Annotated in this window: 15 protein-coding genes; 3 read left to right on the top strand and 12 right to left on the bottom strand. The window is 59.9% G+C overall.

The genetic code is table 11. The annotated features are described in order from the left end of the window. Positions 1-3: 3 nt before the first annotated feature. The 3 genes from EOB36_RS17170 to EOB36_RS17155 all read right to left on the bottom strand — a co-directional run bounded on the left by EOB36_RS17170 (position 4) and on the right by EOB36_RS17155 (position 2,234). Positions 4-507 (bottom strand): SRPBCC domain-containing protein, encoded by a 504-nt coding sequence (locus EOB36_RS17170; RefSeq protein WP_095483601.1) that lies wholly within the window; start codon positions 505-507, stop codon positions 4-6. A 235-nt stretch (positions 508-742) separates the two neighbouring features. Beyond that, positions 743-1,372, bottom strand: coding sequence for an NADPH-dependent F420 reductase (locus tag EOB36_RS17160; protein WP_280953352.1), 630 nt, complete (start codon positions 1,370-1,372; stop codon positions 743-745). A 127-nt stretch (positions 1,373-1,499) separates the two neighbouring features. Beyond that, the gene (locus tag EOB36_RS17155) at positions 1,500-2,234 is read right to left on the bottom strand and encodes an SDR family oxidoreductase (RefSeq protein ID WP_095483603.1); all 735 of its coding nucleotides are present in this window, start codon (positions 2,232-2,234) and stop codon (positions 1,500-1,502) included. A 268-nt stretch (positions 2,235-2,502) separates the two neighbouring features. Between EOB36_RS17155 and EOB36_RS17150 the strand changes: the two genes are divergently transcribed. Continuing rightward, positions 2,503-3,399 (top strand): LysR family transcriptional regulator, encoded by an 897-nt coding sequence (locus tag EOB36_RS17150; protein WP_128285310.1) that lies wholly within the window; start codon positions 2,503-2,505, stop codon positions 3,397-3,399. A 511-nt stretch (positions 3,400-3,910) separates the two neighbouring features. Here EOB36_RS17150 and EOB36_RS17145 read toward each other — a convergent pair. Genes EOB36_RS17145 through EOB36_RS17130 form a run of 4 tightly spaced genes read right to left on the bottom strand, consistent with a single transcriptional unit; the run spans position 3,911 to position 8,411 of the window. Next, positions 3,911-4,981, bottom strand: coding sequence for an adenylate/guanylate cyclase domain-containing protein (locus tag EOB36_RS17145; RefSeq protein ID WP_095483604.1), 1,071 nt, complete (start codon positions 4,979-4,981; stop codon positions 3,911-3,913). A gap of 3 nt (positions 4,982-4,984) precedes the next feature. Further along, entirely contained in the window at positions 4,985-5,476 is a 492-nt protein-coding gene (locus EOB36_RS17140; RefSeq protein ID WP_245329770.1) for a Rab family GTPase, read from the bottom strand. Positions 5,477-5,491: 15 nt separating this feature from the next. After that, positions 5,492-7,738: an OmpA family protein gene (locus EOB36_RS17135; protein ID WP_128285309.1), complete on the bottom strand. Its 2,247-nt coding sequence runs from the start codon at positions 7,736-7,738 to the stop codon at positions 5,492-5,494. A gap of 7 nt (positions 7,739-7,745) precedes the next feature. Continuing rightward, positions 7,746-8,411: a hypothetical protein gene (locus EOB36_RS17130; RefSeq protein WP_095483607.1), complete on the bottom strand. Its 666-nt coding sequence runs from the start codon at positions 8,409-8,411 to the stop codon at positions 7,746-7,748. Between the two features lie 909 nt (positions 8,412-9,320). Between EOB36_RS17130 and EOB36_RS17120 the strand changes: the two genes are divergently transcribed. Beyond that, the gene (locus tag EOB36_RS17120; protein WP_128285308.1) at positions 9,321-12,182 is read left to right on the top strand and encodes a trifunctional glycosyltransferase/class I SAM-dependent methyltransferase/polysaccharide deacetylase; all 2,862 of its coding nucleotides are present in this window, start codon (positions 9,321-9,323) and stop codon (positions 12,180-12,182) included. Positions 12,183-12,231: 49 nt separating this feature from the next. Here EOB36_RS17120 and EOB36_RS17115 read toward each other — a convergent pair whose 3' ends face one another. The 5 genes from EOB36_RS17115 to EOB36_RS17095 all read right to left on the bottom strand — a co-directional run bounded on the left by EOB36_RS17115 (position 12,232) and on the right by EOB36_RS17095 (position 19,529). Further along, positions 12,232-12,912 carry a redoxin domain-containing protein gene (locus EOB36_RS17115; protein WP_095483609.1) on the bottom strand — a complete coding sequence of 227 codons (681 nt, stop codon included), beginning with the start codon at positions 12,910-12,912 and terminating at the stop codon, positions 12,232-12,234. 18 nt (positions 12,913-12,930) lie between these two features. Further along, positions 12,931-16,230: an adenylate/guanylate cyclase domain-containing protein gene (locus tag EOB36_RS17110; RefSeq protein ID WP_127204586.1), complete on the bottom strand. Its 3,300-nt coding sequence runs from the start codon at positions 16,228-16,230 to the stop codon at positions 12,931-12,933. 291 nt (positions 16,231-16,521) lie between these two features. Further along, positions 16,522-17,907, bottom strand: coding sequence for a hypothetical protein (locus tag EOB36_RS17105; protein WP_095483611.1), 1,386 nt, complete (start codon positions 17,905-17,907; stop codon positions 16,522-16,524). Between the two features lie 203 nt (positions 17,908-18,110). Further along, positions 18,111-18,635: a GNAT family N-acetyltransferase gene (locus EOB36_RS17100; protein WP_095483612.1), complete on the bottom strand. Its 525-nt coding sequence runs from the start codon at positions 18,633-18,635 to the stop codon at positions 18,111-18,113. Between the two features lie 48 nt (positions 18,636-18,683). Further along, a complete protein-coding gene (locus EOB36_RS17095) occupies positions 18,684-19,529 on the bottom strand; it encodes a hypothetical protein (protein WP_128285307.1) in 846 nt (281 codons plus the stop codon). A 206-nt stretch (positions 19,530-19,735) separates the two neighbouring features. Between EOB36_RS17095 and EOB36_RS17090 the strand changes: the two genes are divergently transcribed. Beyond that, complete coding sequence (locus EOB36_RS17090) at positions 19,736-21,151, top strand: adenylate/guanylate cyclase domain-containing protein (protein ID WP_095483614.1); 1,416 nt, start codon at positions 19,736-19,738, stop codon at positions 21,149-21,151. Positions 21,152-21,283: the final 132 nt, after the last annotated feature.

The raw sequence follows: 21,283 nt of genomic DNA, 5'->3' as shown, positions 1-21,283 counted from the left end.
GCGTCAGCTCGCTTTCTTTGCTGCTTCAGCCTCCGCTGCGCGGGCGAGGCTTTCGACCCACTCCTGGTGATAGCGGTAGAGCGCGCCGGGATGCTTGTGCCCGAGAAGGTCCAGAAACCAGGCTCCCTGTTGCGTCTCCTCGGTCAGGACATGGCAGCCATCGTTAGTCGGCGTGATAACCCAGCCGTGATATGCGCTCGAGCCGGTCTCATCGCCGTCGACTGTCGTCGCCCAAGCGAGCCGGCGCAAGGGCTCGAACTCGGTCACGACAAGGCTCATCGGGAATCCGACGGTGACTCGACTGTACGTGGTTCCGAGCGCCAGTTCCGCCTCACCTGTCAGGATCTTGACCTGGTCTTCGGCAGGAAAGTAGCTCAGCCAATTCTCGGCATCGACGAGCAGCTTCCAGACCACTTCAGGCGGCGCCTTAACGTCGATGTCGTTCAGCGCATAGATGGCCGACGTTCTGGGGTCATACCGCTCCGGCCAGATTACATGGTCGTACATGGTTCATTTGTCCTTTTTGAACAGGTCCTGGAAGATCAATGGCGCCCAGCTCTTGTCCCGCGCCTGCACTAGCTGACCGCCTTCCGCGATCTTGCCGAGGCTAACCGGCCCATACGCCGTCAGGCCCAGCCCAACCTTCGCGACTTTGTGGCGTTCAAATATTCGGTCGCGCGCTGCTCGAAGAAATTGGCGCGCGCGACCAGTTCTCGGCGCCGATCGCACGGTCGTAGATCGATTACTGCTCCTTCTTGAACAAATCCTGGAAGATGAGCTGGCCCCAAGTGCGGCCGCGTGCGTGCACCAGCGCGCCACCCTCGTTGAGCTTTCCCAGCTTGACGGGTGCGAACCCGAGTTGTTTGGCCAAGGTCGCCACGGGAGCGATCGCGTCCTCGTCGTCGCTCGTCAGAAAGACGACCCGGTGACCGCCCTCGACGAGCGGATCGGTAGCCAGGGTGGCCGCAATCAGGTGATTGAAACCTTTCACGAGCTTGGCGCCGGTGAACGCTTTCGCGATGACGGCGGAGGACGGGAGGCCGTCCAGCTCTTCAGGGACTGGAAACATGTTCGTCGCGTCGATGACTGTCTTGCCTTCCCAGCTCGGCAGGGCCTTCGCAACCTCGCGATGCTCCCCGAACGGGACCGCCAAGATGATTGTGTCGGCCTCAAGCGCATCCCGCAGCGACTTGGCGACGACCGTGGGTCCGATCGCCCGAGCTTGCGGCGCCAACGCCTCGGGCGGACGGCGGCTCGCGACGGTCACCTTGATGTTTTTACGGGCAAAGGCGTGGGCGAGGGCCTGGCCTACCTTACCGAATCCTACAATTGCGTAGCTCATAATACTTCTCCGATCCGTGTTGGTATTGATTCCCCGGCCTTCAACGGCGCTGGGTTATCCGTTCTGCTGTGTGGCGACCTTTGCGTAGACGTCTCGCCGTGAACCATGGACACGCTAGTTCCCGCCGATCAGCCGCTTCCCGCGATCCGGCGCGATTTCAGATAGCCGAGAAGCCGCCGTCGACAGACAACTCCACCCCATTCACGAAGCTCGAATCGTCTGAAGCAAGAAACAGCGCGACCGCCGCAATTTCCTCAGGACGACCCATCTTTCCCCGCGGGATCAGGGATTCGAACATCTGCTTCGCCTCCTCGGTGAGAACTTGGTCCTGCATCGGTGTGGCGATCGGCCCCGGGTGCAGCACGTTCACCCGAATATTCCTGCCCTTCAGCTCGTTGAGCCACCCGCGCGCGAATGCGTGCAGCGCCGCCTTGCTCGCCGCATACACGCTGTAACCAGGAAAACCTTTGATCGAAGCAACTGACCCGGTCATGAAGATCGATCCGCCATCGTTGAACAGCGGCAACGCCTTCTGAACCGTAAACAGCGTGCCACGCGTATTCAGGCCGAAGGTCGCATCGAAATGCTGCTCGGTAATCTCGCCCAGTGGGACGGCTTCGCCCGTGCCGGCGCTCGCGTACAGGACGTCGATCTTGCCCTTTTCCCGCTTGACTGTATCGAACAGGCGGTCGAGGTCGTCGAGATTGGACGCGTCGCCGCGCACGCCGGTCACGTTCCGGCCGATCAGCTTGACGGCCTCGTCCAGCGCCTCCTGCCTCCGGCCCGTGATGAAAACATAGGCGCCTTCTTCAACGAACCGCTTGGCGCTCGCCAGCGCCAAGCCGCTCGATCCACCCGTGATGACTGCAACCTTACCGCCAAGCTTTCCCATGACTTCTCCTGTCGTGGTGTCGGGACAGCATCTGCCTCCGAGACCCTCGAAATGGGTCCGCCGGCGTCAGTTGTTGAGTGCGGAAGCGCGCACATCGGTGGTGCAAAATCGATCCGGCTGGACGACCGACGCCAGCCGCGACGATCGGTGTCCGCTTTTCGCAATTGGGCCGCGCTCGTCGACATAGGCTATGATGACCGCCTGTATTGCTGTTCGATGTGTTAGATACAGACTTTGGAAGGCGCACCGCGCGGTGCCGGATTGCACCATGATCGACTGGGATGACATTCGCTACTTTCTTGCCGTCGCGCGCGGAGGCTCAGTGCGGGCTGCCGCCGAGCGCCTCGGGGTGTATCACTCGACCGTGCTGCGACGCATCGCTCAGCTCGAGGAACGCCTCGGGGCGCAGATGTTCGAAAAGCTGCCTTCGGGCTACCGCCTGACGGCTGCGGGCGAGGAGGTCCTCGAGCTCGCGAACCAGATGGAAGCGTCGTCGCACCAGTTGGAGACGCGCGTCTTCGGTCGCGACCAGAGCGTGCGCGGGCTTCTGCGGGTGACGTTGGCTCCGACCCTTGCGACACACCTGCTCATGCTGGACTTCGCCGATTTCGCGCGTCTGCATCCGGACATCGAGATGGAAATCGTGTCGTCCGGCGAGCTGGCAAATCTGACCAACCGAGAGGCCGACGTGGCGATACGCGTCGTCTACGACCGCAAAACCCTGCCGCTCAATCTTCACGGACTGAAGGGACCGGAGGTGTTCGGCGGCGTCTACATGTCCCGGGATAGACTAGCCGCATGGCGTGCGGGCTCGCTTGATCCCATCCGGTGGATCGTCATAAGCATGCATGGAATTCCGGATTGGGCCAGCGAGGGTGAGGTTCGCACCACGGAGGTTCCGTTCAGGACTACGGGCGCCGACGCGCAGATCGTTGCTGTACGGCAGGGCCTCGGGATCACGACACTGCCGTGCTTCGTCGGAGATGCCGACCCCCTGCTGGTGAGGGTGCCGGGCACAGACCTGCACATGTACGGAACGCTCTGGCTTCTCACACAGGGGGAAACACGCAAGACGAAGCGCGTGCGGCTCTTCACGGAGTTCGTATCCCGCAGGCTCGCCGCGTACGCTCCGCTTCTCACGGGGCTGTCCATATCGCGCGACTGACGCCCGGCAGGTCGCCGGCGACGCTTGCCGTAGTCCGGTCGGAAGCCGAGCTGCGATCGCTTGAAGCGGCGTCGTTCAATCCGCGAATGGTGCGCCGTATCGCAACCGGCGCGAGGGCCACACTACCGACGGACGACGGACTTCATCATCGCTGACGGTTTTTTTGCCAGGCTGGAGACGCCGCTTTTGCGGAGGACTCCGAGGAGAATAGACCAACCGATATCGATAGTCTGTGAAACCGAGCAAATCGCGGATCGCCGAAATTCTCCTTTGAATTCAAGAGCGAGAATTTCTGACGGATCCGGGATACGGTTCTTCATCGTCAGCGGAAAGATTTTCCTCGATGGGTCAATGCGTTCTGCTTCAGAACAATCGAGTGGGAGTAGGGGGAATCGGCGGCGATAGCGTAGGTTCGGCGGACTTTAAGCTCCGTTCCGTCCGCATTTCGGCGGTTCTGATGCCGATGGATCGAGCAAGCTGCGCTCCAGGGTCGGCATTGCCAAGCGGCAAATCAGGCCGGGAGCCGCCACATTCGTACACGACCTGTACCACGCAATTCCGTTTCCGCGAGTGGGTCGCAAGCAAAATCCGGTCCAAGCAGTTTGTGAGTTGCATCCGAAATACGGATTTCATCGGGCTCCGCGGACGTTTGAATACGTGCTGCGAGATTAACGGTCTCGCCCCACAGGTCGTAGGCAAACCGCCTTTTGCCTATGACGCCCGCGACGATTGGTCCTGAGTGAATTCCAATTCTGAGTCTTAGCGGTTCTCCTGCGAAGCGCTCGAGCTTAACCGCCTTCCGCAGTTCAAGTGCATAGTGCGCAAGGGCTTCCGCATGATCGGATCGCGCGACGGGGAGGCCAGCGACCACCATCACACAATCGCCAATTGTCTTGATCTTTTCGCAGCCGTATCGTTCCGAGAGCAGATCCGCCGCCTTGAAGAAGTAATTTAAAATAGCGAGCGTTGTCTCGGCTCCGACGCTCCGTGCTCTTTCCGTAAAGCCGACGATGTCGGCAAAAAGCACACTCACCTCAGCGTGGTTGTCTGCAATTTGTTCGTCCGCTTTTAACCGCTCCGCGATCGACGCTGGAAGAATGTTGAGGAGTAGGCTTTCGGCGCGCTGGTATTCACGCGACAATCCCTCTTGGCTCTGCCTCAACGCCTCGTTCGTCAATTGTAATTTTTCGTTGAGTTGACGCTCCCTCTCTTGCAGGAGTGTCATTTCATAAGCCTTCTGTTGAAGCCGCTGCCTATTGTCGCGTTCGGCGGTGGCGTCAAGAAAGAGCAGCCACACGCAGGCATTGTCAGCAAAAAGATGAAGGTCCGCGACACGCCCGCTGGGCAGTTCGACCATGGCCATATGATATGGCAGCTCCGGGCAAGGCAGCAAGCCTTCCATGAATTCAAGTTGCTCGGCAACAGGCCTACCAATGCGAAGTGATGAGAGTCCGTAATGTTCAACACTACCGCCCTTCGCAGCGATGCAAAGCTGGGCGTCAATTTTCAGGTATGCGACAGAATGCTCATTGTAGAAGAAATCGTAAATCCAGCTTCTGACTTCTCTCGGCAATCCATGCATGGTCTATTTGGTGACCATCGAAGCAAGCTGACGAAATGCATCATCAACATGTTCACCCGAAAGCGCGCTTGTTAGATAGATTTGCCATCCAAGTTGCCTCAGTTCGTTAATCTCACTATCCGAGATTGCCCACCGATCGGCCAGATCGGATTTGTTGAACAGCAATACAAACGGCATAGCGCCGAATTCGGCCTCGGCCCGCTCGCGCAGCGTGAGCGCCACGGCAAGTGTAGCGGCGCGGGTCCCATCGACGACAAGCACGAGCCCGCTCGCACCTCGCACATAGCTGACGCGAAATGAGCCGATATCGTCTTCGCCGGCCAAATCCCACAGAATCAGATCCACGGTTTTGTCCGGGAATGCGACGCTCTTCTTGTCGATTTTCACTCCCACCGTGGTCAAGTAGGTTTCTGAAAAGATGCTTTGCACAAACCTGCGAACCAGACTCGTCTTTCCGACAGCGAACCCGCCCAACATGCAGATCTTCTTTTGCAATATCCTGGGCTCCGCCTAGTGGAAGTTTACCGTAACCGAAACTCTGCGATTGGCGGAGCTCCCGGTTCGGCTATTCTCAGTCTCCGCCGGCTCAAAGGTGCCCGCGCCGCGAACCAAAAGCGATTCCGGAGCGACGCCGCGCTTCTTGAGAAGCGCACGAACTGTCTCGGCGCGGGCGGCGCTGATTGACGCGTTGGTCGTCTCACGGCCCACGGCGTCCGAATGGCCAGTCAACATGAACTGTGCTGTTACGCCCGCCTTGCGGGCGTCCTTGGCCAATTCCTTCAACTGATTCGCCAATTTGTCGAGAACTGGCAGTTGCTCTGGTCCCGGTACAGCCTTGCCAGAATCGAAGAAAATGTCGACCGCTTGGATAGCCTCCCTCAAACGAGTGAGTTCCTGAGGGGTCAACTCGCGCAGCTCGGAAATTTCTAGAGAGAGTCCGTCCGCGGCCAGTTGTTGGGCGGCGACCCGCGCCCGATCTATCCAGGCGGCAGGAGCCTCACCCACGAGAACGATGCGATCCTTGATGATCGAAAATCGTACTGAATCCGGCGGGGCCAGCGATGCCATCAGCCGCTTCACCACGAACTTCGGATCAAGGCTCTGATAGAATTGCCACTGCGAATGAACGCGAGCCGGATCAACCCCTGTTCCGGACAGCAGAGCCTGCGGGTCGGCGGCCTGCGGGTCTCTCAGGCCGGAAATGTAGAAATGTCCGCCCCTCGCCGTTTGTTGGGCGACGATGATCCCCGCTTGGGCCTCAAGTCGCGACACATAATGCTGCCAGCGCTCCGCCGCGCGTGCTTCGGGGCTCACATCACGAACCTTGGAGATGTCGAATACCGGTCCGCCTGCCGAAAGCTGTCGGGCCGCTGCGCGTGCCCGATCTATCCAGGTGTCGGGAGCCTCACCCTCGGCAATGATGCGATCATTGACGATCGAAAGTCGAACTGATTTCGGTGGGGTCAGCGACTCCGTTAGCCGCTTCAGCACGAACTCCGGCTCAAGGCTCTGATAGAATTGCCACTGCGAATGAACGCGAGCGGGATCGACCTGCGTTCCGGACAACAGCGACTGCGGGTCGGCGGCAAGCGGGTCTCTCAGGCCGGCAATATAGAATTGGCCATCGCGCACCTTTTGTTCGGCAACGATGATGCCCGGCTGGGTACTCAGCCGCGACACATAGGCCTGCCAGCGCTGCCCGGATTGCCAGGAAAGAAAGAACCAACCGCCTGCCGGAATCAAAACCAGCAGGACTGCAGCCACCACCAGCCACGGAAATCCCTGGTTTGAGTCCTCCTGCTTCAGTTCAACGCAGGTCTGCAACTGCGTCTCTACGCCGGCCAGCTGCGAACTGTCGCCGTCAAACTGCTCTAAAGCCTGTGAGCATTCATCATGGATGCGAAGCAACACATCGCGAATTATTTCATGTAATTCCTCTGGCGGATTTCCCCGGATCACCGCAACCAACGTCGCAAACGGTCCAACTTCTGACCAGAGACGAAGCTCCCCAAAACGGATAGTGTCCAGGCCGCTCTGTTCTTTCTCGTTAAATGAATCTTTCACAAAATCTTGAATTGCACTAAGCATCGAAGAAATGAGTTGAGGATCTTCGCTAGTTGCATTATCGGCAGTTACATGCGCTATCAAAAGCCCGGAATTGCGGTTAATGAGAAAGACATGTTCTACACGGTAGACAAGTGAATGCTTAAGAACAACTTCTGAGAAGCTTGCACCAGTTCTCCAAGCTTCAAATCTCCACTTGAGCCCATGCCAGGTAAATATATGTCTTAAAGTTTCATTCAGCGACTGAAAGGTCTGATCGATCTTTTCCCCGATCGACTTGCGAATTGCCGGCAGAAACACCGGGTATAATATATCCGTAAGCGTGCGCGGGCTCTTCTGGATGGACCGTTGCACGGCCCTCTCGACAGCTGGCGCAAGGGCCTCGCCGAGTTGCGCATAAGGCGCGCGTGCGGCTGCACTGGGGAGAACACCCCCAACTGCAGACGCAAGCTGCTCAGGTTCGTCGAGCAGGTGCGTAACTCGTGAAAGCTCCGAAATTTCGCGGCCGACCAGCAACTGGCGCAGCGTTTCCATGCGAGGATCGGCGGTTGGAACTCCGTCGAAACGCGCACGATAGTCCGGATCAACGTTCCGGGCAATTTCGACCAAAAGACTAGCCAGAGCCTCGCGATCAATCTCTGTATCGTTCGAAGCCGCTTGAGGAAGGCTGATTGGGTCGACGGTCGACGTCAAGTTCCGATCAACTCACTTTCCAGCTACGTTCCGAGTTGCTCTTGCTGCCGACGGGATCCTGATTTAGACATTTTGCAACCTCGACAAACAGGCCAGCCAAAAGATTTCGGTCGGTCTTGACGTTGCTGAGATCGGAAAACATTTTCTCCATTACCATCTGAATGGTTTCATTCTTTTGCTTGATTTCCTCACGCAACAATTGATCGCTTCGATTTATCCGGTCCGCAACTTCGCGCTCAAGCTCGCTCAATTGATCCGACAACGCGCGCACCTGCTTTTCAAGCGCCTGATTTTGCTCGCGAAGATTCCGGTCAATCTCCTTGTCGGCCTCGGCTCGTGCATCTTTTTCGTTCCGCAATTGCCCCGCAAGCGATTCGACCTGCTTCTTTGCATTTGACTCGTACATTTCAAGATTGCGCTTGGCCTCGGATTCGACATCCTTGAAGCGCTGCAAGAACCGTTCTTCAAGCTTGGAAAAACGGCGGTCATAGTCCTGCATCTGGTTGCCGAACAGCAGATCACGTATCTTGTCGACACCTACAGCGTCGCCTGGGCCTCCGCTCTCGCGAGCCTGGGCCGCCATGAAGGCCAGCCCGTTTCCGTCTGCATTACCTATTAGATTTACGTCCGCTTTATTTGCTGGAGAAGCGCTATTCGAAGATTCCTTGGCCATCCTTATGCCCCTTCTTTTGAACAACTGCCACAGTGCGAAACTCAGAAACGGATAAGAATGTCAGCAAAATACCCGGCTCGCAAGCCGGAATCTTCTTGGCTTAAACCAATTCGTGCGTCCCTTTTACATCTCTTGGACTAGCAGCAAATAAACGAGTTCCGACTGGTGTAGCTTTTGCATCTCTTGTTATAGAGGCCATAATCGGCTAGTCTAATCAACCATTTGATGAAATCTACTATCGAAATGAGCAATACAATATCGGGCTATAGCTACTGGAGCGCAATTAAGTAGCGCGGACTCATTAGAAGTATCTAAATTAGATGACATGTCGGTACACATACTGCCTCGCGTCCGGCTGTATACTGCGACGATCAGCTTCCGGTGCGGGCCCAACGGTAGAAGGAAGGTGTTCTTCGCACGGAGAATGGCTGTTCGAGAGTGCACCTCGGTATCGAGGCATTTCGGTCGATAAGAGGGGAGCAGTAGTCCCGATAACTGCAGTCATTCACACCAAGGCTTCAGTGGCTTGCTTTAATGCGCCCCCCGATTGCAAAGGACGTCAGTTTGCCATAGCTATTGCAGTCGTACGGCGCCAGGGACCGCAGCTTTTGGTGATGGCGCCGATTCCGGGGATCGACATGAGTATGCGGCGTGCTTGCTTTGACGTGCATCTGCGACAGCTGGCGCCCAAGCTCGGCGGCACGGATGCGAATGCTGCGCCAGGCTTCCAACATCAGTAGCACGACAGGAGCAAGCTCGCGCTGCAGCCAAATGGCGGCGTCGCGGCGGCTCGGAAGAGTTCGCAGGAGACTGTTTGGACGCAGCGTGCCTGAGGACCGTTCCCTTTGGCAGGAAATCGCCGGCTATGTTTCGGGACTCTCGTTGTATCTTCGGCGCGGGTAAGACGGCGTGGCGCATAATCCCTTGGTTTCAATCGTGGTTCCTGCGCACAACGCGGAGGCAACGCTGGCGCGCGCACTCGATTGCCTTCTCGATCAGGAAATAGTGGATTGGGAGGCGATCATCATCGACGACGCCTCCACTGACCGCACCTCCGCGATCATCGCCGGTTATGTGGAGCGCGATGCCCGATTTCGGACATTGAACTCTTGCGCGTATAGCGCCGCCGGCGCGCGCAATAGCGGGATTTCGACAGCGCGCGGCCATTGGCTGATGTTTCTGGATGCGGACGATTGGGTGGATGCCAGCTTCCTTGCGAAAATGCTGGCCGCGCTGAAAACAGCTCCCGATGCAGTGGCGGCCTATTGCGGTTCTCGGCGCGTGATGCCCGATGGCGAACTCACCCCGCCGAGCATCTCGACGGAGGTTGCGACCCAGCCCTTCGAAACACTCGCCCGTCGGTGTGCCATCCGCACTCACGCGCTGCTAGTCGACCGGGAGACAATTGTCGAGTTGGGCGGTTTCGATGTGTCGCTGCGCACCTGCGAGGACTGGGATCTGTGGCAGCGCCTCGCGCGTCTGGGCAAAGATTGGGTGATGGTCGACGAGTCGCTCGCTTTCTATCGTATCAGCCCCAACTCGCTCAGCCGCAATTCGGCGCAGATGCTGGTAGATGCGGAAATCGTGATCACCCGCGGCTTTTCTCGTGATCCCAGGGTCAAACACCCAGCATCAGCACACGCCAATGGAGCGATCGAGGCGAGCGGCCACACCGCTTCCGAGGCACTCGCGTGGTTCGCGTTGTGGAACGCCGCGTCGGATTGCGGCTGCGGCTCACGCTCGATCAACCCGCAGTCGCTGCGCGCGCTCCCGGCAGGACGTAAGTGGGCGCGTGAGATCGCCAAGGTGGCCTTCGATGGCCTTATGGTAGGAAGCTTATCGGTGCCAGCGCAATTGGCTGCCAAGTGGGACAGGTTCGGCGGCTCCTTCACCGAGTTGATCATCGAACTCGGCAAGCTCTGGGACAACCCCGTTGCGGGTCGCCGCGTCCAGTATCACCTTGAGCAAATGCTTCTCGACGTCGACGATCTTGCCGCGCCGCGCAGGCTGGCGCGGACACTTGGAATTCGCGTCGACGGTCGAAATCCGGCCTCGACCGAAATTCCGCAAGGAATCGATCAAATCTATGCCTATCTGATGATGGATGGCCAGATCGAGGCTGTCGTGCAATTCGGCGTGCTCGGGACAGTGACAAGGCGTCATTGGATTGAATTGCTCCTGAATGTCGTGCCCCCTGAGCGGCTTGAACGCCGGTCCGATCCGGACAGTCACTTCGGCAGACTCGCCCAATTGGCCGAGGAAGCGCGGGAGCTGGTTAGGTCGAGCGCCGAACCTGCGGAGCCTCCCGCGGCGCCGCGCCGCGCACGGGTCAGGCACGACAAGGATCGCACGTCGTTCTGGAATGGCTATTTCGCGACCGAGGATCCCTGGAACTACGGTTCGCCCTATGAGCAGGAAAAATATCAGCGGCAACTCGAAATTCTGCCTGCCGGTCCCATCGAACGGGCGCTTGAGCTGGCCTGCGCGGAGGGCCATTTCACGCGGCAGCTGGCGCCGCGAGTGGGCCATTTGACCGCAACCGACATCTCCGCCATAGCCATCGAACGGGCCCGCGCGCGATGCGGCGATCAGCCGAATATTGAATTCGGCGTACTGGATTTCTCTGCCGACACGCTGCCGGGTGAGATGGATCTGATCTTCTGTTCGGAAGTGCTTTACTATCTGGATGATCTGGCCGAGTTGCGGCGCATCGCCAAAAAATTCGCAGAGGCGTTGGCGCCTGGCGGCAGTTTCATCAGCGCACACGCATTCGTGCTGCGTGACAATGTTGAAAGGACGGGCTTCGACTGGAACACATTCGGTGCACAAGCGATCTCGGAGACGCTGGCAGCGACTGAAGGCCTCGTCTTGGAGCAATCGATCCAGACCGAGCTCTATCGCATAGACCGCTTCCGCCGCCTGTCGCCCGACGACGTGGCTACGGAACCGATGATAGATCATGTGCCAATCCGCGCGCGCATCGAAATCGGGGTCGCGCGAAATATCGTCTGGGGCGGCGCGCGGGCCTTGCGCCGCGACGTTGCACGTAGCGAGCGGCGGCAGCGTATTCCTGTCCTCATGTATCACAGCGTCTCCGATGATGGTCCGGCCGCTCTCGCCCGTTTTCGGCTCACGCCCGCCGCATTCGCCAGCCAGATGGCATGGCTGCGCTCCAATGGCTTTCACGCGATTGGGTCTGAGCAGTTGGAAGAGTTCATCGCCAACCGTCGCCCTTTCGTTGGTCGCCCAGTGCTCATCACCTTCGATGACGGCTTCCAGAACTTTGCCGACCACGCCTGGCCGACCTTGCGCACGAACGACCTGACCGCGGAAGTGTTCCTGGTGACGGACTTGGTGGGTGAAAGTGCACAGTGGGACGCCTATACCGGTCCGCCGACGCAGCTTATGGACGCCGGGACGGTGCGACGCCTCTCCGCCGAAGGTGCGTTCTTCGGAAGCCATCTGGCGACGCATCGCGCAATCGATGGTCTGTCGAGCTCGGTCTTGGCCGCCGAGCTCCTGCGCTCTCGTATGTTTATCGAACGGTGGACCGGTCGGCCAACCACGGCGTTCGCGGCACCCTTCTCTGTCACCGACCGACGGCTTGGCCGGCTGGCCAAGGAGTGCGGCTATCAAATCGGCTTCGCCGGCAGACACGGGCCGGCAGGCCTCGACTGCGATCCCATCGACCTTCCGCGCATCGAGATTCGCGGAGACCGCTCACTCGATGACTTTGTTGCCATTGTCGAGGCTGTGCTCGAAGAGCGGTGAACTTGTCAGTGTCATTTCAGTGTCCCGCTCGTTTACCTCGTTCGCAAGTCTATTGGGCGACTTGGGACACCGCTGACATCAGCTCCTGGGGGTTTGGCGCCCCAAACATGTATCGCCCACCCTCTGGAACCTCCGTGAAGCTCCAGCGGACGATCCCCTGCCGGTCCAGGAGGAACTGACCGACCAGTTGTCCGTGTCCCGTTGCCATCATCTGCTCGTCGGCTTCGGTCATTTCGTAATTGTCCTTCTTGTCGAGGATTTCGCCGGCCGCAAGAGGATCCATAGGACCGGGCAACTCGCTTGGTATGTCGACCCGCATATCCATTACCGCTGCCATCGAGACCTTGTACGGCCATTTCGTCTCGTTTTGGGTGAATTCGAGATTGGGCAGTCCAAAAGCACGATGTGAAGCGCGTTCAGGGTCGGAGGCCGCGAGCAGATTCGGTATCGGGTGGTAGCGGAAATAGAGACGCGCCCGTTCGATCGGCGTGTTGACCACCGTCAGGCTCTCCACGCCCTTTTCGCGCAGTTCCGGATCAAGCCGCGCCTGGGCGGCGATATGGCGCCGGCAAAACGCACAATGCAGACCTCGAAACAGGCCGACCAGCACCGGTTTTTGTCCGCGAAAGTCGTCAAGCGCAATCTTGCCTTCCTGGGTAATGGCGTCGAGAACCAAGTTCGGCGCACGGTCGCCCGGTTGAAGCGGTACCAAGTCAGCACGCGCGGACATTTCCAACCTCCAACCCGGCTAGTCGAGAAAAGGCAGCACCACAAGCGCTTCCGGGTCGAGCCCGTGCTGGGCGCATATTCCCTGCGCCAGGGAAAAGTAGCGTTCGGCCTCGGCCAGATTGTCGAGGTCGAGATTAAGCGTTGCGAGCCCATCATAGCACGGAAACAGCAGTTGGGGCTCGCCCGTTTCGCGGGCTACGTCGAGTGCTTCGTGGAACAAGCCAATCGCCAGTTCCGGACGGCCGTTGCACTGGTGGATCTGCCCAAGCACGATCAACGGCACCGGCAGGTGCTCGCGCTGGTCGAGCGCCCGGTCGATCTCGATGGCCTTCTCGGCAGCAGGCACGCCCTCCCTTGGACAGCGATCCGTGAAAGTACAACAAGCGACCGCCAGATTGGCGAGGAGGCGCGCCTGGAAACCCAAATCACCAATATGGCGCGCCACTTCAAGACCGCGCCTACAGACCTCCATCGCCTGTGCCGGATCGATGGTCGTGTAAAGCACGCCGAGATTGGTGTAGCCGCGGCACGCCGCGCCCAGTAGACCGGCGGCTTCGGCCAATTCAATGCTACGCTCAACCTGACGCACGGCTTCACGGTTTTGCCCAAGGCGAGCCAGCGCAACAGCCTTGGTATTAAGTGCCTCGGCGGTCACGAGAGTGGCATCACACCCTACCTCGGAGACATGCTCCGTTGTCAGAGAGCGTACGCAATCCAGCGCCGCGTCTGCCCATTTTGCCGCGCGAGCGTGATCTCCGCTACGGAACGCCTGTCGGCCACGTTCTTGCCAGAGATGCGCCTGCTCGATCGGGGCATCCGCTCCATCGAGGAGCGCTGCCGCTTCAGCATAGCGGGATTCTGCGTTGTCCCGCTTGCCGACGTCCCAGAGCAGCCGACCGATCTTGCGTAAAACGCGCGCCGAAGCGACACGATCGGCTGACTCGCGGTATGCCTGCAACACCGTCTCGTAGTGGTGGTGCGCGATCTCGCGGCGGCCTACCGGGCCGCTCAAATCGGCAATGCGCTCTGCAATTGCCAGTTTGAGCGGTGTTTGCCCGATCGCGCCCAACGCAGCCAGTGCTCGCTCGTAGAAACGAAGGGCGTCGTCGTTGGCGTATATCATGCGAGCGCGATCGCCCGCCGCCTGCAGGTAATGCGCGCCCCTCTCCCGCTCGGCGCTCTGTGCGAAATGATGACCGAGCACAGTCAAATCCTCGAGCCGTTCCGGCTTGTCGCCGCACAGTTGCTCCAAGGCAGCACCGACCCGCCCATGGATGTCGGTCCGGCGTTGCAGGAGCAGATTCTGGTAGATCACGTCCTGCAGCAATGTTTGCGTAAAGCGGTAGCTTTGCGACGAGACCGAGCCTGATCCGGCAACTTCCTCGATGATTTCCGCATCGCAAAGCAGTTCGCAGCCGGCTTCTAGCCGACCGGGGTCGGCTGTCACGGCTTTCAGAAGTGTGGCATCGAAGCGCGGGCCGATTACCGCGGCTTCCTGGGCCAACCGGCGCACTTCTTGGGGCAGCCGGTCGACGCGAGCAAGCAACATTGCCTGGATAGTGGCGGGAATGCCGGTTGCGACTTCGCCTGCCACAGTCCGCCATCGCTGGCCCTCGCGCATCAGTACACCGCGATCGATAAGGCCGCGAACGATCTCCTCTACAAAAAGGGGGTTGCCGCCCGCGCGCTCGAGGATCTGGTCGAGAAGCCCTCCTGCGGAGTTTACCCAGCTCTCGCCGAAAAGCGCCGCCAGCAGGCTGCGTCCGTCATCATTGTTGAGCGGCGAAAGCCTGAGCGCTGTGTGACTGACCCGACTAGAGTCGAGCTGGCCGTTGTCCGGCGCCGGACGATGCGTGACCAGCAACATCAACCGCGTGCGTTCCAACCTGTCCATCACGAAACGTAGTGCCTCGAGCGACACGGCGTCGGCCCAGTGCAGGTCTTCGACGACAATTAACAGCGGCGACAACGCAAGCCGCCGTTCGATGATTGTGCGGACTGCGTAGAGAATTTGCCGCCGCAACTGCTCTGGCTCGACATGCTGCAAGGTGGCGTCCGGGTCGCCAAGGCCGAGCACATGGTAGAGCAAAGGCATCAGCCGCTTCGCCTCCTCGCCCTGTAGGCCGAGATCGGTAAGCAAGCCTGCGAGCTTCCCCCGCACTTCGTCCCCACTGTCATTTTGCATCATCCCGGCAGCGCTGCGCACCACTGCGCCCAAGGCGCCAAATGATTGTTCGCCCAGCGGTGAACAGGTGGCCAGCCGCACGGCGACGTTGCGAAAACGATCGTCGTCGCCGACACGGGCGACGAACTCCTTCACCAGCCGCGATTTCCCGATACCGGCTTCTCCGACGAGGCGGACAAGTTGGGCCGAGCCGCTGCACGCCTGGTCAAGGCTCGCCAGCATTCTATTGAGCTCCGCACCTCGACCTATTATTGGCGCACTGAGGCCGAGCGCCTCGAGCCCACGTGCTGCACGCGGCGCCGCAAGCGGTGCATCCAGTCGATGGACGAGCACACTGCCAGCCTTGCCGCGAAACACGACATCACCCAGCGGCTCGTAAGAGAAGGCATGCCGGGTTAGCCTATAAGTGAGCTCGCCTACCAGCACCTCACCCGGTGCGGCCAGCGATTGCAGGCGTTGCGCCGTATTCACTGTGTCGCCGGTCACCGAATAGGATTTGGCGGTGCCGATGCCCAATCCACCAGTAACGACGGGACCAGTGTTTATGCCGATGTGGAGTAACAGAGGCGAGCCGGAGTGGGGGGTGCTTTCGCCGAGCCGCGCCGTCCGGGCGATCATGTCGAGAGCGGCGCGAAGCGCACGTTCCGGATCGTCCTCATGCGCAACCGGCGCACCGAACAAGGCGAGCAGTGCATCGCCGATGAATTTGTCGACGAAACCACCAAAGTTTCGCACGGCCGCCGTCCATTCCTTGAACAGTTCGTTCTGCAGCGCTTGCATGACCTCGGGGTCGAGCTGCTCGCTGAGTGTCGTGAAGCCGCAAAGGTCGGCGAACAGGACTGTTACCGTCCGGCGATCGGCGTCAGAGACGGGATGCAGCCCATCTTCGCTTTCGATGTTCGGAAGCAGCGACGGAGTTCGAGAAGGCGGCACAACGGTCCGGCTTGGTGTGGGAGCAGGCCGTTCGACGGTTTTTGCGGGCGCACCGACGCTTGCCCCGCATTTCGGACAGAACTCGAAATCAGGTGCGCAGGGGTAGCCGCAACTGGCGCATGGCACGGGCTGGCGCCTGCCACACCTCGGACAGAAAGCGTAACCGCCCTCAACCTCGAAACCGCAGCCCGAGCAGTCCATAGGACGAGACCTCACTAGGGGCCGTGCCGGCGTGATCTCACTACGCACTTCACGGCCAGGGTATTTCACAAGGATGAACCGATAACCGTCGACCAGCAAGCGGCAGCGCAAATGGGCATCGAACGGTCAGTGTGGGTCCGGTGGCAGAGCGCTGCCGATCAAGGCGGAAGCCGTCGTCGAAATCCCGAAAGGCATCAGCGTCAAGGAAGCGGCCGGATCAGACACCAGAGGCTCACCCATAGATCGCCGTCGCTTGGGGTTGCGGACCAGAAAATCAACCTGAAGCGAGGCTCAGCTCGCCTTGATCTCTGCCTGGCCGATCTTGCGCCATCGGGCGTTTTCGCGAACCAGTTTCAGGTCGTCGGTCGTCTCGGCAAGTGTCCGCAAACGGTATTGCCGGAGCAGGTCCGGGAAGAGCGCCCCTTCCGGTAGGCCGGCAAGCTGCTCGCGGACCGAGATCTTTTCATCGATGACCCGCAGGCCCCAGGCATTTTCCCGAACCTGCAGCTCCGCAGCCAGATCGCGCTCTTCCGGCGAGTTTTCATCTAGCGCAGCCAGCAGGATAGAGTGGAAAAGCGCTACATAACCAATCTGTCTCAGGCCGCCCACAACCCGCACGCGCGGCAATATGGCAAGGACGAGGAACATCAGGAACAAGTTCGGCAGCAGCACGCCGTCCAGCAGCGCCTGCCTGAGATGCGGCCGCTCGAACGGGATGGAAAGACCATTCGGCCTGTCAGGCTCGATCAGGTGCCCGTTCTCGAGGACGAGCTTGCGCACGCGCTCCTCGCGGATGCCCCAGAAATAGGCCGTGGCATTGGGCAGGAATCTGCCAAATGGGCTCGATGCGGCCGCTTGCAAGGCACATTCCAGACGCTGGCGCCTTGCGGGCTCAATGAGCAGCCCGGAAAGAAGGCTGCCATCATGTTCTAGATGCCGCGCCACGGCAGCCGCGGCGAGCCGATCATCGATGAAAACCGGTAGGGCCATGCCGGAACGATCCCAATCGGCGACCAGATCCTCGTTGAGGGCTGTCAGCGCATCGGCGGCGGTTCCAAACACCTTGTCCTGGCTGGCAAGCAGTGTGCCCAGCCAGCGGCTGGCATCCGTTTCGTCGCCCACCGCTTCGAGCGCGCGCTTGTTGAGGGTGACGGGACCGGCCACGCAGGCGCTTTTGCGGCACAGTTTGTGGCGCCCCATGCCAAACAGGTTGACCTTGTCGTCACCGACATCGAGCCATCCCGGCCCCTCCCGGCCAATTGTCTCCATGGTCATCGTCGTTCCCATGAAGCTGAAGAAGGCCGAGAGCCCGTTTTCGACCGCGCCGAGCCAGGCAAGCAGGAGGGCATCGAAGGTGATCCGGTCCATCAGAAGCAGGCAGTGCAGGCCGGACTGAATCACCGGTCTGTGCTCGAACTCTTCGAGGGCCTTGCCGATCTCTTCAGGCTGCATGATCACCCCAAGGCGCTGACGCAGGACTTCGCGCAGGATCGAGCGGGCAGCGATCGCCGGGCCCGAAGCAGGCCTTGCCACCGGCCGCCACAGATGGCGGGCATAATCGGAAACCGGTGCATTCCAGTTCTGCTCTATGTCACGCACAACTTCCGGGCAGAGCAGCGACAGCACTGCCAGAATTTCCACCGGAGGCGTAGGGGTTGGGTCAAAGACAGCGGTCATTGGTCCCGTCTAGCCACTTGCGGCGCAAACGCCAAGGGAGACCAGACGTGCTGGATGCAGCCGGCCCACACGTAGACTGTCAACTCGATCAAAATGGTGTGAGACGAAATTGACCGTATCCTACGGAGCTCTCCATGAGCAATCACCTGTTCGCCGGCACGAATTGTTAGATTGGCCAAACAGTTAAGGCCAAGCAGCGGATCTCAGAACCGCAGCCGGGCCATGCTCAGCAGGTCGTGGTACTGCCCGTCGGTAAAACCGGCCTTCACATGCCGGCCTTCGACCTCGAAGCCGTGGCTTGTGTAGAGACGGACGGCCGGTTCGTTGTCGGCATAGACCGTCAATTCGACCCGCTTCAGGGCGCGCCAGTTGTCGGCCACGTCAAGCAGCGCGCCAAGTATGGCAGAGCCGATGCCCTTGCCGACAAAGGCATCGTCAAGGCCGATATTGATTTCGCCGATATGCGAACGGCGCGGCGAACCCTGCACGACTAGGCTGCCATGGCCGACGACCTTGCCGTCCAACTCCGCAACGATCCAGGTGGTTTCCTGGCCGGACTTGGCGATGCGCCGCTCCACCTGCTCCACCATCTCGAAGGGCATCCTGAGCGTGCCCCAGCGGAAGCCCGGCATGTTGAAGATAGCGCAAAGCGCCTCCGCATCGCTTAGCCGGACGGACCGGAGCTGCGGCTGGATTTTCTCGGAAGATGGCGAGGTCGTGCTGGTCATGGCGCTCCCGGCAAAGCAATCGGCCCGGCACGATGCACCGGACGTCACCTAAAAATCCAGCCGTCTCCGCAACCTATGCCGATTGCGAGCTAAAAACCGGGAGGCGGCGTAGAGTTTGAAGACGCCGCTGATGCCGATCCAGCCGAAAAGGGCGAGCCAGCGCAATGTCCCGGTCGCCGTCCAGTCGATCCGGTGCACCGCAGCGTCGGTGATGACGAGGCCAAGGATGGCAAGCAGGCCAACCAGAAACTGCGCCAAGCCGAGCACCAGCAGTTCCTCGCGCGGCGCGCTTCTCCAGACGAGATACACACCGCCCGCACCGGCGAGGAAGATAGCGCTGTAGACCTGAGCGTGGAAGGCATCGATCGGCCATGGCCAGAAGCCGCTGAATGTCAGGGGAAACAGCAACAGGCCGACTCCATAGAGCCCAAGGATCGCCGATTCCACCGGCATGTAGCCGCGCCATGCGGGGTTTAAGATCACGCCTTTTGCAGAAGGACGGGCCCTGGTCCGCCACAGGAACAGCCCGGATACCGCGACCGAAGCAAGATAGACCAAAAACCAGAGCCAGGGCGCTTTGCGCTCGAAGTTGAAATAGCCGAGATTGATGAACGAAGCCACCGACACGATGACGGTGAAGATGAAGGCCATGACGAGCACGAGCCTGCCGGGCGACCAACGGTTCCAGACCAGCAACGCCACCATCATGACCATTTCGGCGGTGTAGAAGCCGCCGAGGAAGCGGGCATTGAACGGCGTGACGGCCCAAGGCCAGCGCGGCTTGACCAGCACAGGCGCAAAAAACAGGCAGGCGCCTACGATCAGGACGATGATGACCACCACCGAGAAAAGGCGCAGAGCCGCGGGAAATGGCGGGTTGTCGGATGTCGGCATGGGAGAAAGTCCCAAAGATGAATGCCTCATGGACCCATCATAGTGCCGCTTGCGGCCGGTGAAAATCCGCCCGAATGGAAATTGAGCTGTCACCGGCTTATCCATTCGAATGGCCGTACGGTCCGTTTCGAAGTAAGATGGAGCGCTCGGACCGAAAACCGGTCCGGCCAACACGCCTCTAGGGTGCATTTCCCGGAGCCTGCACGATGAACGAAGCTCAGGATCTGTTCTCGCTTCTGCGGCAATCGACCGATGTCGATCTACTGGCAATCGACGCGATCAAGCGAACCATCGAGGAGGGCAACGACCGCGAGCTTTGTCGCATCAATGTGCCAGCCTTCGCCAGCAAGCATGGCCTCGACGAGGAGCGCGCCATAAGCGCCTTTCTCCATGCGGCACGGGTGGGCATCTTCGACATTTCCTGGAATGTTCTATGCCCCGGCTGTGGCGGCGTGCTCGACACCAACGCCACGCTGAAAACCTTGCAGAAGGACGAATACACCTGCGCGCTATGCTCCGAGGGCTATTCGCCGACCCTCGACGAGATGGTCGAGGTGACATTCACCGTCAGCCCCCGCGTGCGCAGGATTGCCGCTCACAATCCACACGAATTGCCGTTGATGGAATATTTTCGCCAGATCTACTGGGCGTCCGGCGTCGATCTGCCGGAAGAGGATTTCGCGAAGAAGATGGAAGCATTCTCGCTGGAGGATATCGAGCTTGCCCCTGGTGAAAAGGCGGTTCTGCCCATACAGCTTCCGTCTGAATTCGTCATCGTCTTCGAGCCGGTCACCCATTCAGTGCAGTTCATCGACGGGAAGGGCGAACCAACAAAAGAGCGCCGAAGCCTCTCTTTGGTGTTCGACCGCGACCATGTCCAGAACCAGACGCTGGAGATGCAACCCGGCCCGTTGCGAATTTCGCTGGAGAACAGGACCGATGCCCGCGTGCTGCCGACGGTCTTCATCGCCGGCCAGGAATTGCATGATTTCCTGGGCAAACGCCGGCCCTTCCTGACCGCCAAGCGCCTGCTCACCAACCAGACTTTTCGCGATCTCTATCGCACGGATACGCTCGACATCAACCAGCGCCTGAAAATCACCAGCCTGACCTTCCTGTTCACCGACCTGCGCGGATCGACCGAGCTTTACGAGCGGGTGGGCGATCTTTCAGCCTTCGATCTCGTGCGCGAGCATTTCCAGGTTCTGCATGAGATCGTCGCGGCGGAGGCGGGCGCGGTGGTGAAGACGATCGGTGATGCGGTGATGGCGACCTTCGCGACGCCTGATCGTGCGATTGCCGCGGCCCTCAGGATGCGCGATGCCATGCGTGAGCTCAACGACAAGAGCGGGCGCGAGGATCTGCTGCTCAAGATCGGAGTCCATGCCGGCCCCTGCATCGCCGTGTCCATGAACGAGCGACAGGACTATTTCGGCCAGACGGTCAACATTGCTTCACGGGTTCAGAACCTTGCCAACGCACAGGCGATCTTCGCCACTCGTGCGGTGGTCGACGACAATCTCACCGCCGATCTGTTGCACAGGAACGCGCTGACGCCCGTGCCCCACGAGGTCTCGCTGCGCGGCATTGAGCGGGAGATAGCAGTCTATACGATCCCCTGAAGACTTGGCCCCTGAAGACTTGGCCCCTGAAGATTTGGCCCCTGAAGATTTGGGTCGTCTCGGCCCCTCAGACGCGCCTGCAGAGGAAATAACGATCGGCGGGCTCCGAAGTCGGCGGCGGGAGGCGGTGCA

This window comes from Mesorhizobium sp. M6A.T.Cr.TU.017.01.1.1 (genome assembly GCF_004023115.1).
GTDB lineage: Bacteria > Pseudomonadota > Alphaproteobacteria > Rhizobiales > Rhizobiaceae > Mesorhizobium > Mesorhizobium mediterraneum.
Note: the sequence above shows the minus strand (reverse complement) of the source record. Positions and strands in the feature narration are given on the sequence as shown.

What these genes read in the sequence shown, in the direction of transcription:
- EOB36_RS17170 (WP_095483601.1), bottom strand. Translation starts at nt 507, where the DNA reads ATGTACGACCATGTAATCTGGCCGGAGCGGTATGACCCCAGAACGTCG.
- EOB36_RS17155 (WP_095483603.1), bottom strand. Translation starts at nt 2,234, where the DNA reads ATGGGAAAGCTTGGCGGTAAGGTTGCAGTCATCACGGGTGGATCGAGC.
- EOB36_RS17150 (WP_128285310.1), top strand. Translation starts at nt 2,503, where the DNA reads ATGATCGACTGGGATGACATTCGCTACTTTCTTGCCGTCGCGCGCGGA.
- EOB36_RS17145 (WP_095483604.1), bottom strand. Translation starts at nt 4,981, where the DNA reads ATGCATGGATTGCCGAGAGAAGTCAGAAGCTGGATTTACGATTTCTTC.
- EOB36_RS17130 (WP_095483607.1), bottom strand. Translation starts at nt 8,411, where the DNA reads ATGGCCAAGGAATCTTCGAATAGCGCTTCTCCAGCAAATAAAGCGGAC.
- EOB36_RS17115 (WP_095483609.1), bottom strand. Translation starts at nt 12,912, where the DNA reads ATGTCCGCGCGTGCTGACTTGGTACCGCTTCAACCGGGCGACCGTGCG.
- EOB36_RS17110 (WP_127204586.1), bottom strand. Translation starts at nt 16,230, where the DNA reads ATGGACTGCTCGGGCTGCGGTTTCGAGGTTGAGGGCGGTTACGCTTTC.
- EOB36_RS17105 (WP_095483611.1), bottom strand. Translation starts at nt 17,907, where the DNA reads ATGACCGCTGTCTTTGACCCAACCCCTACGCCTCCGGTGGAAATTCTG.
- EOB36_RS17100 (WP_095483612.1), bottom strand. Translation starts at nt 18,635, where the DNA reads ATGACCAGCACGACCTCGCCATCTTCCGAGAAAATCCAGCCGCAGCTC.
- EOB36_RS17095 (WP_128285307.1), bottom strand. Translation starts at nt 19,529, where the DNA reads ATGCCGACATCCGACAACCCGCCATTTCCCGCGGCTCTGCGCCTTTTC.
- EOB36_RS17090 (WP_095483614.1), top strand. Translation starts at nt 19,736, where the DNA reads ATGAACGAAGCTCAGGATCTGTTCTCGCTTCTGCGGCAATCGACCGAT.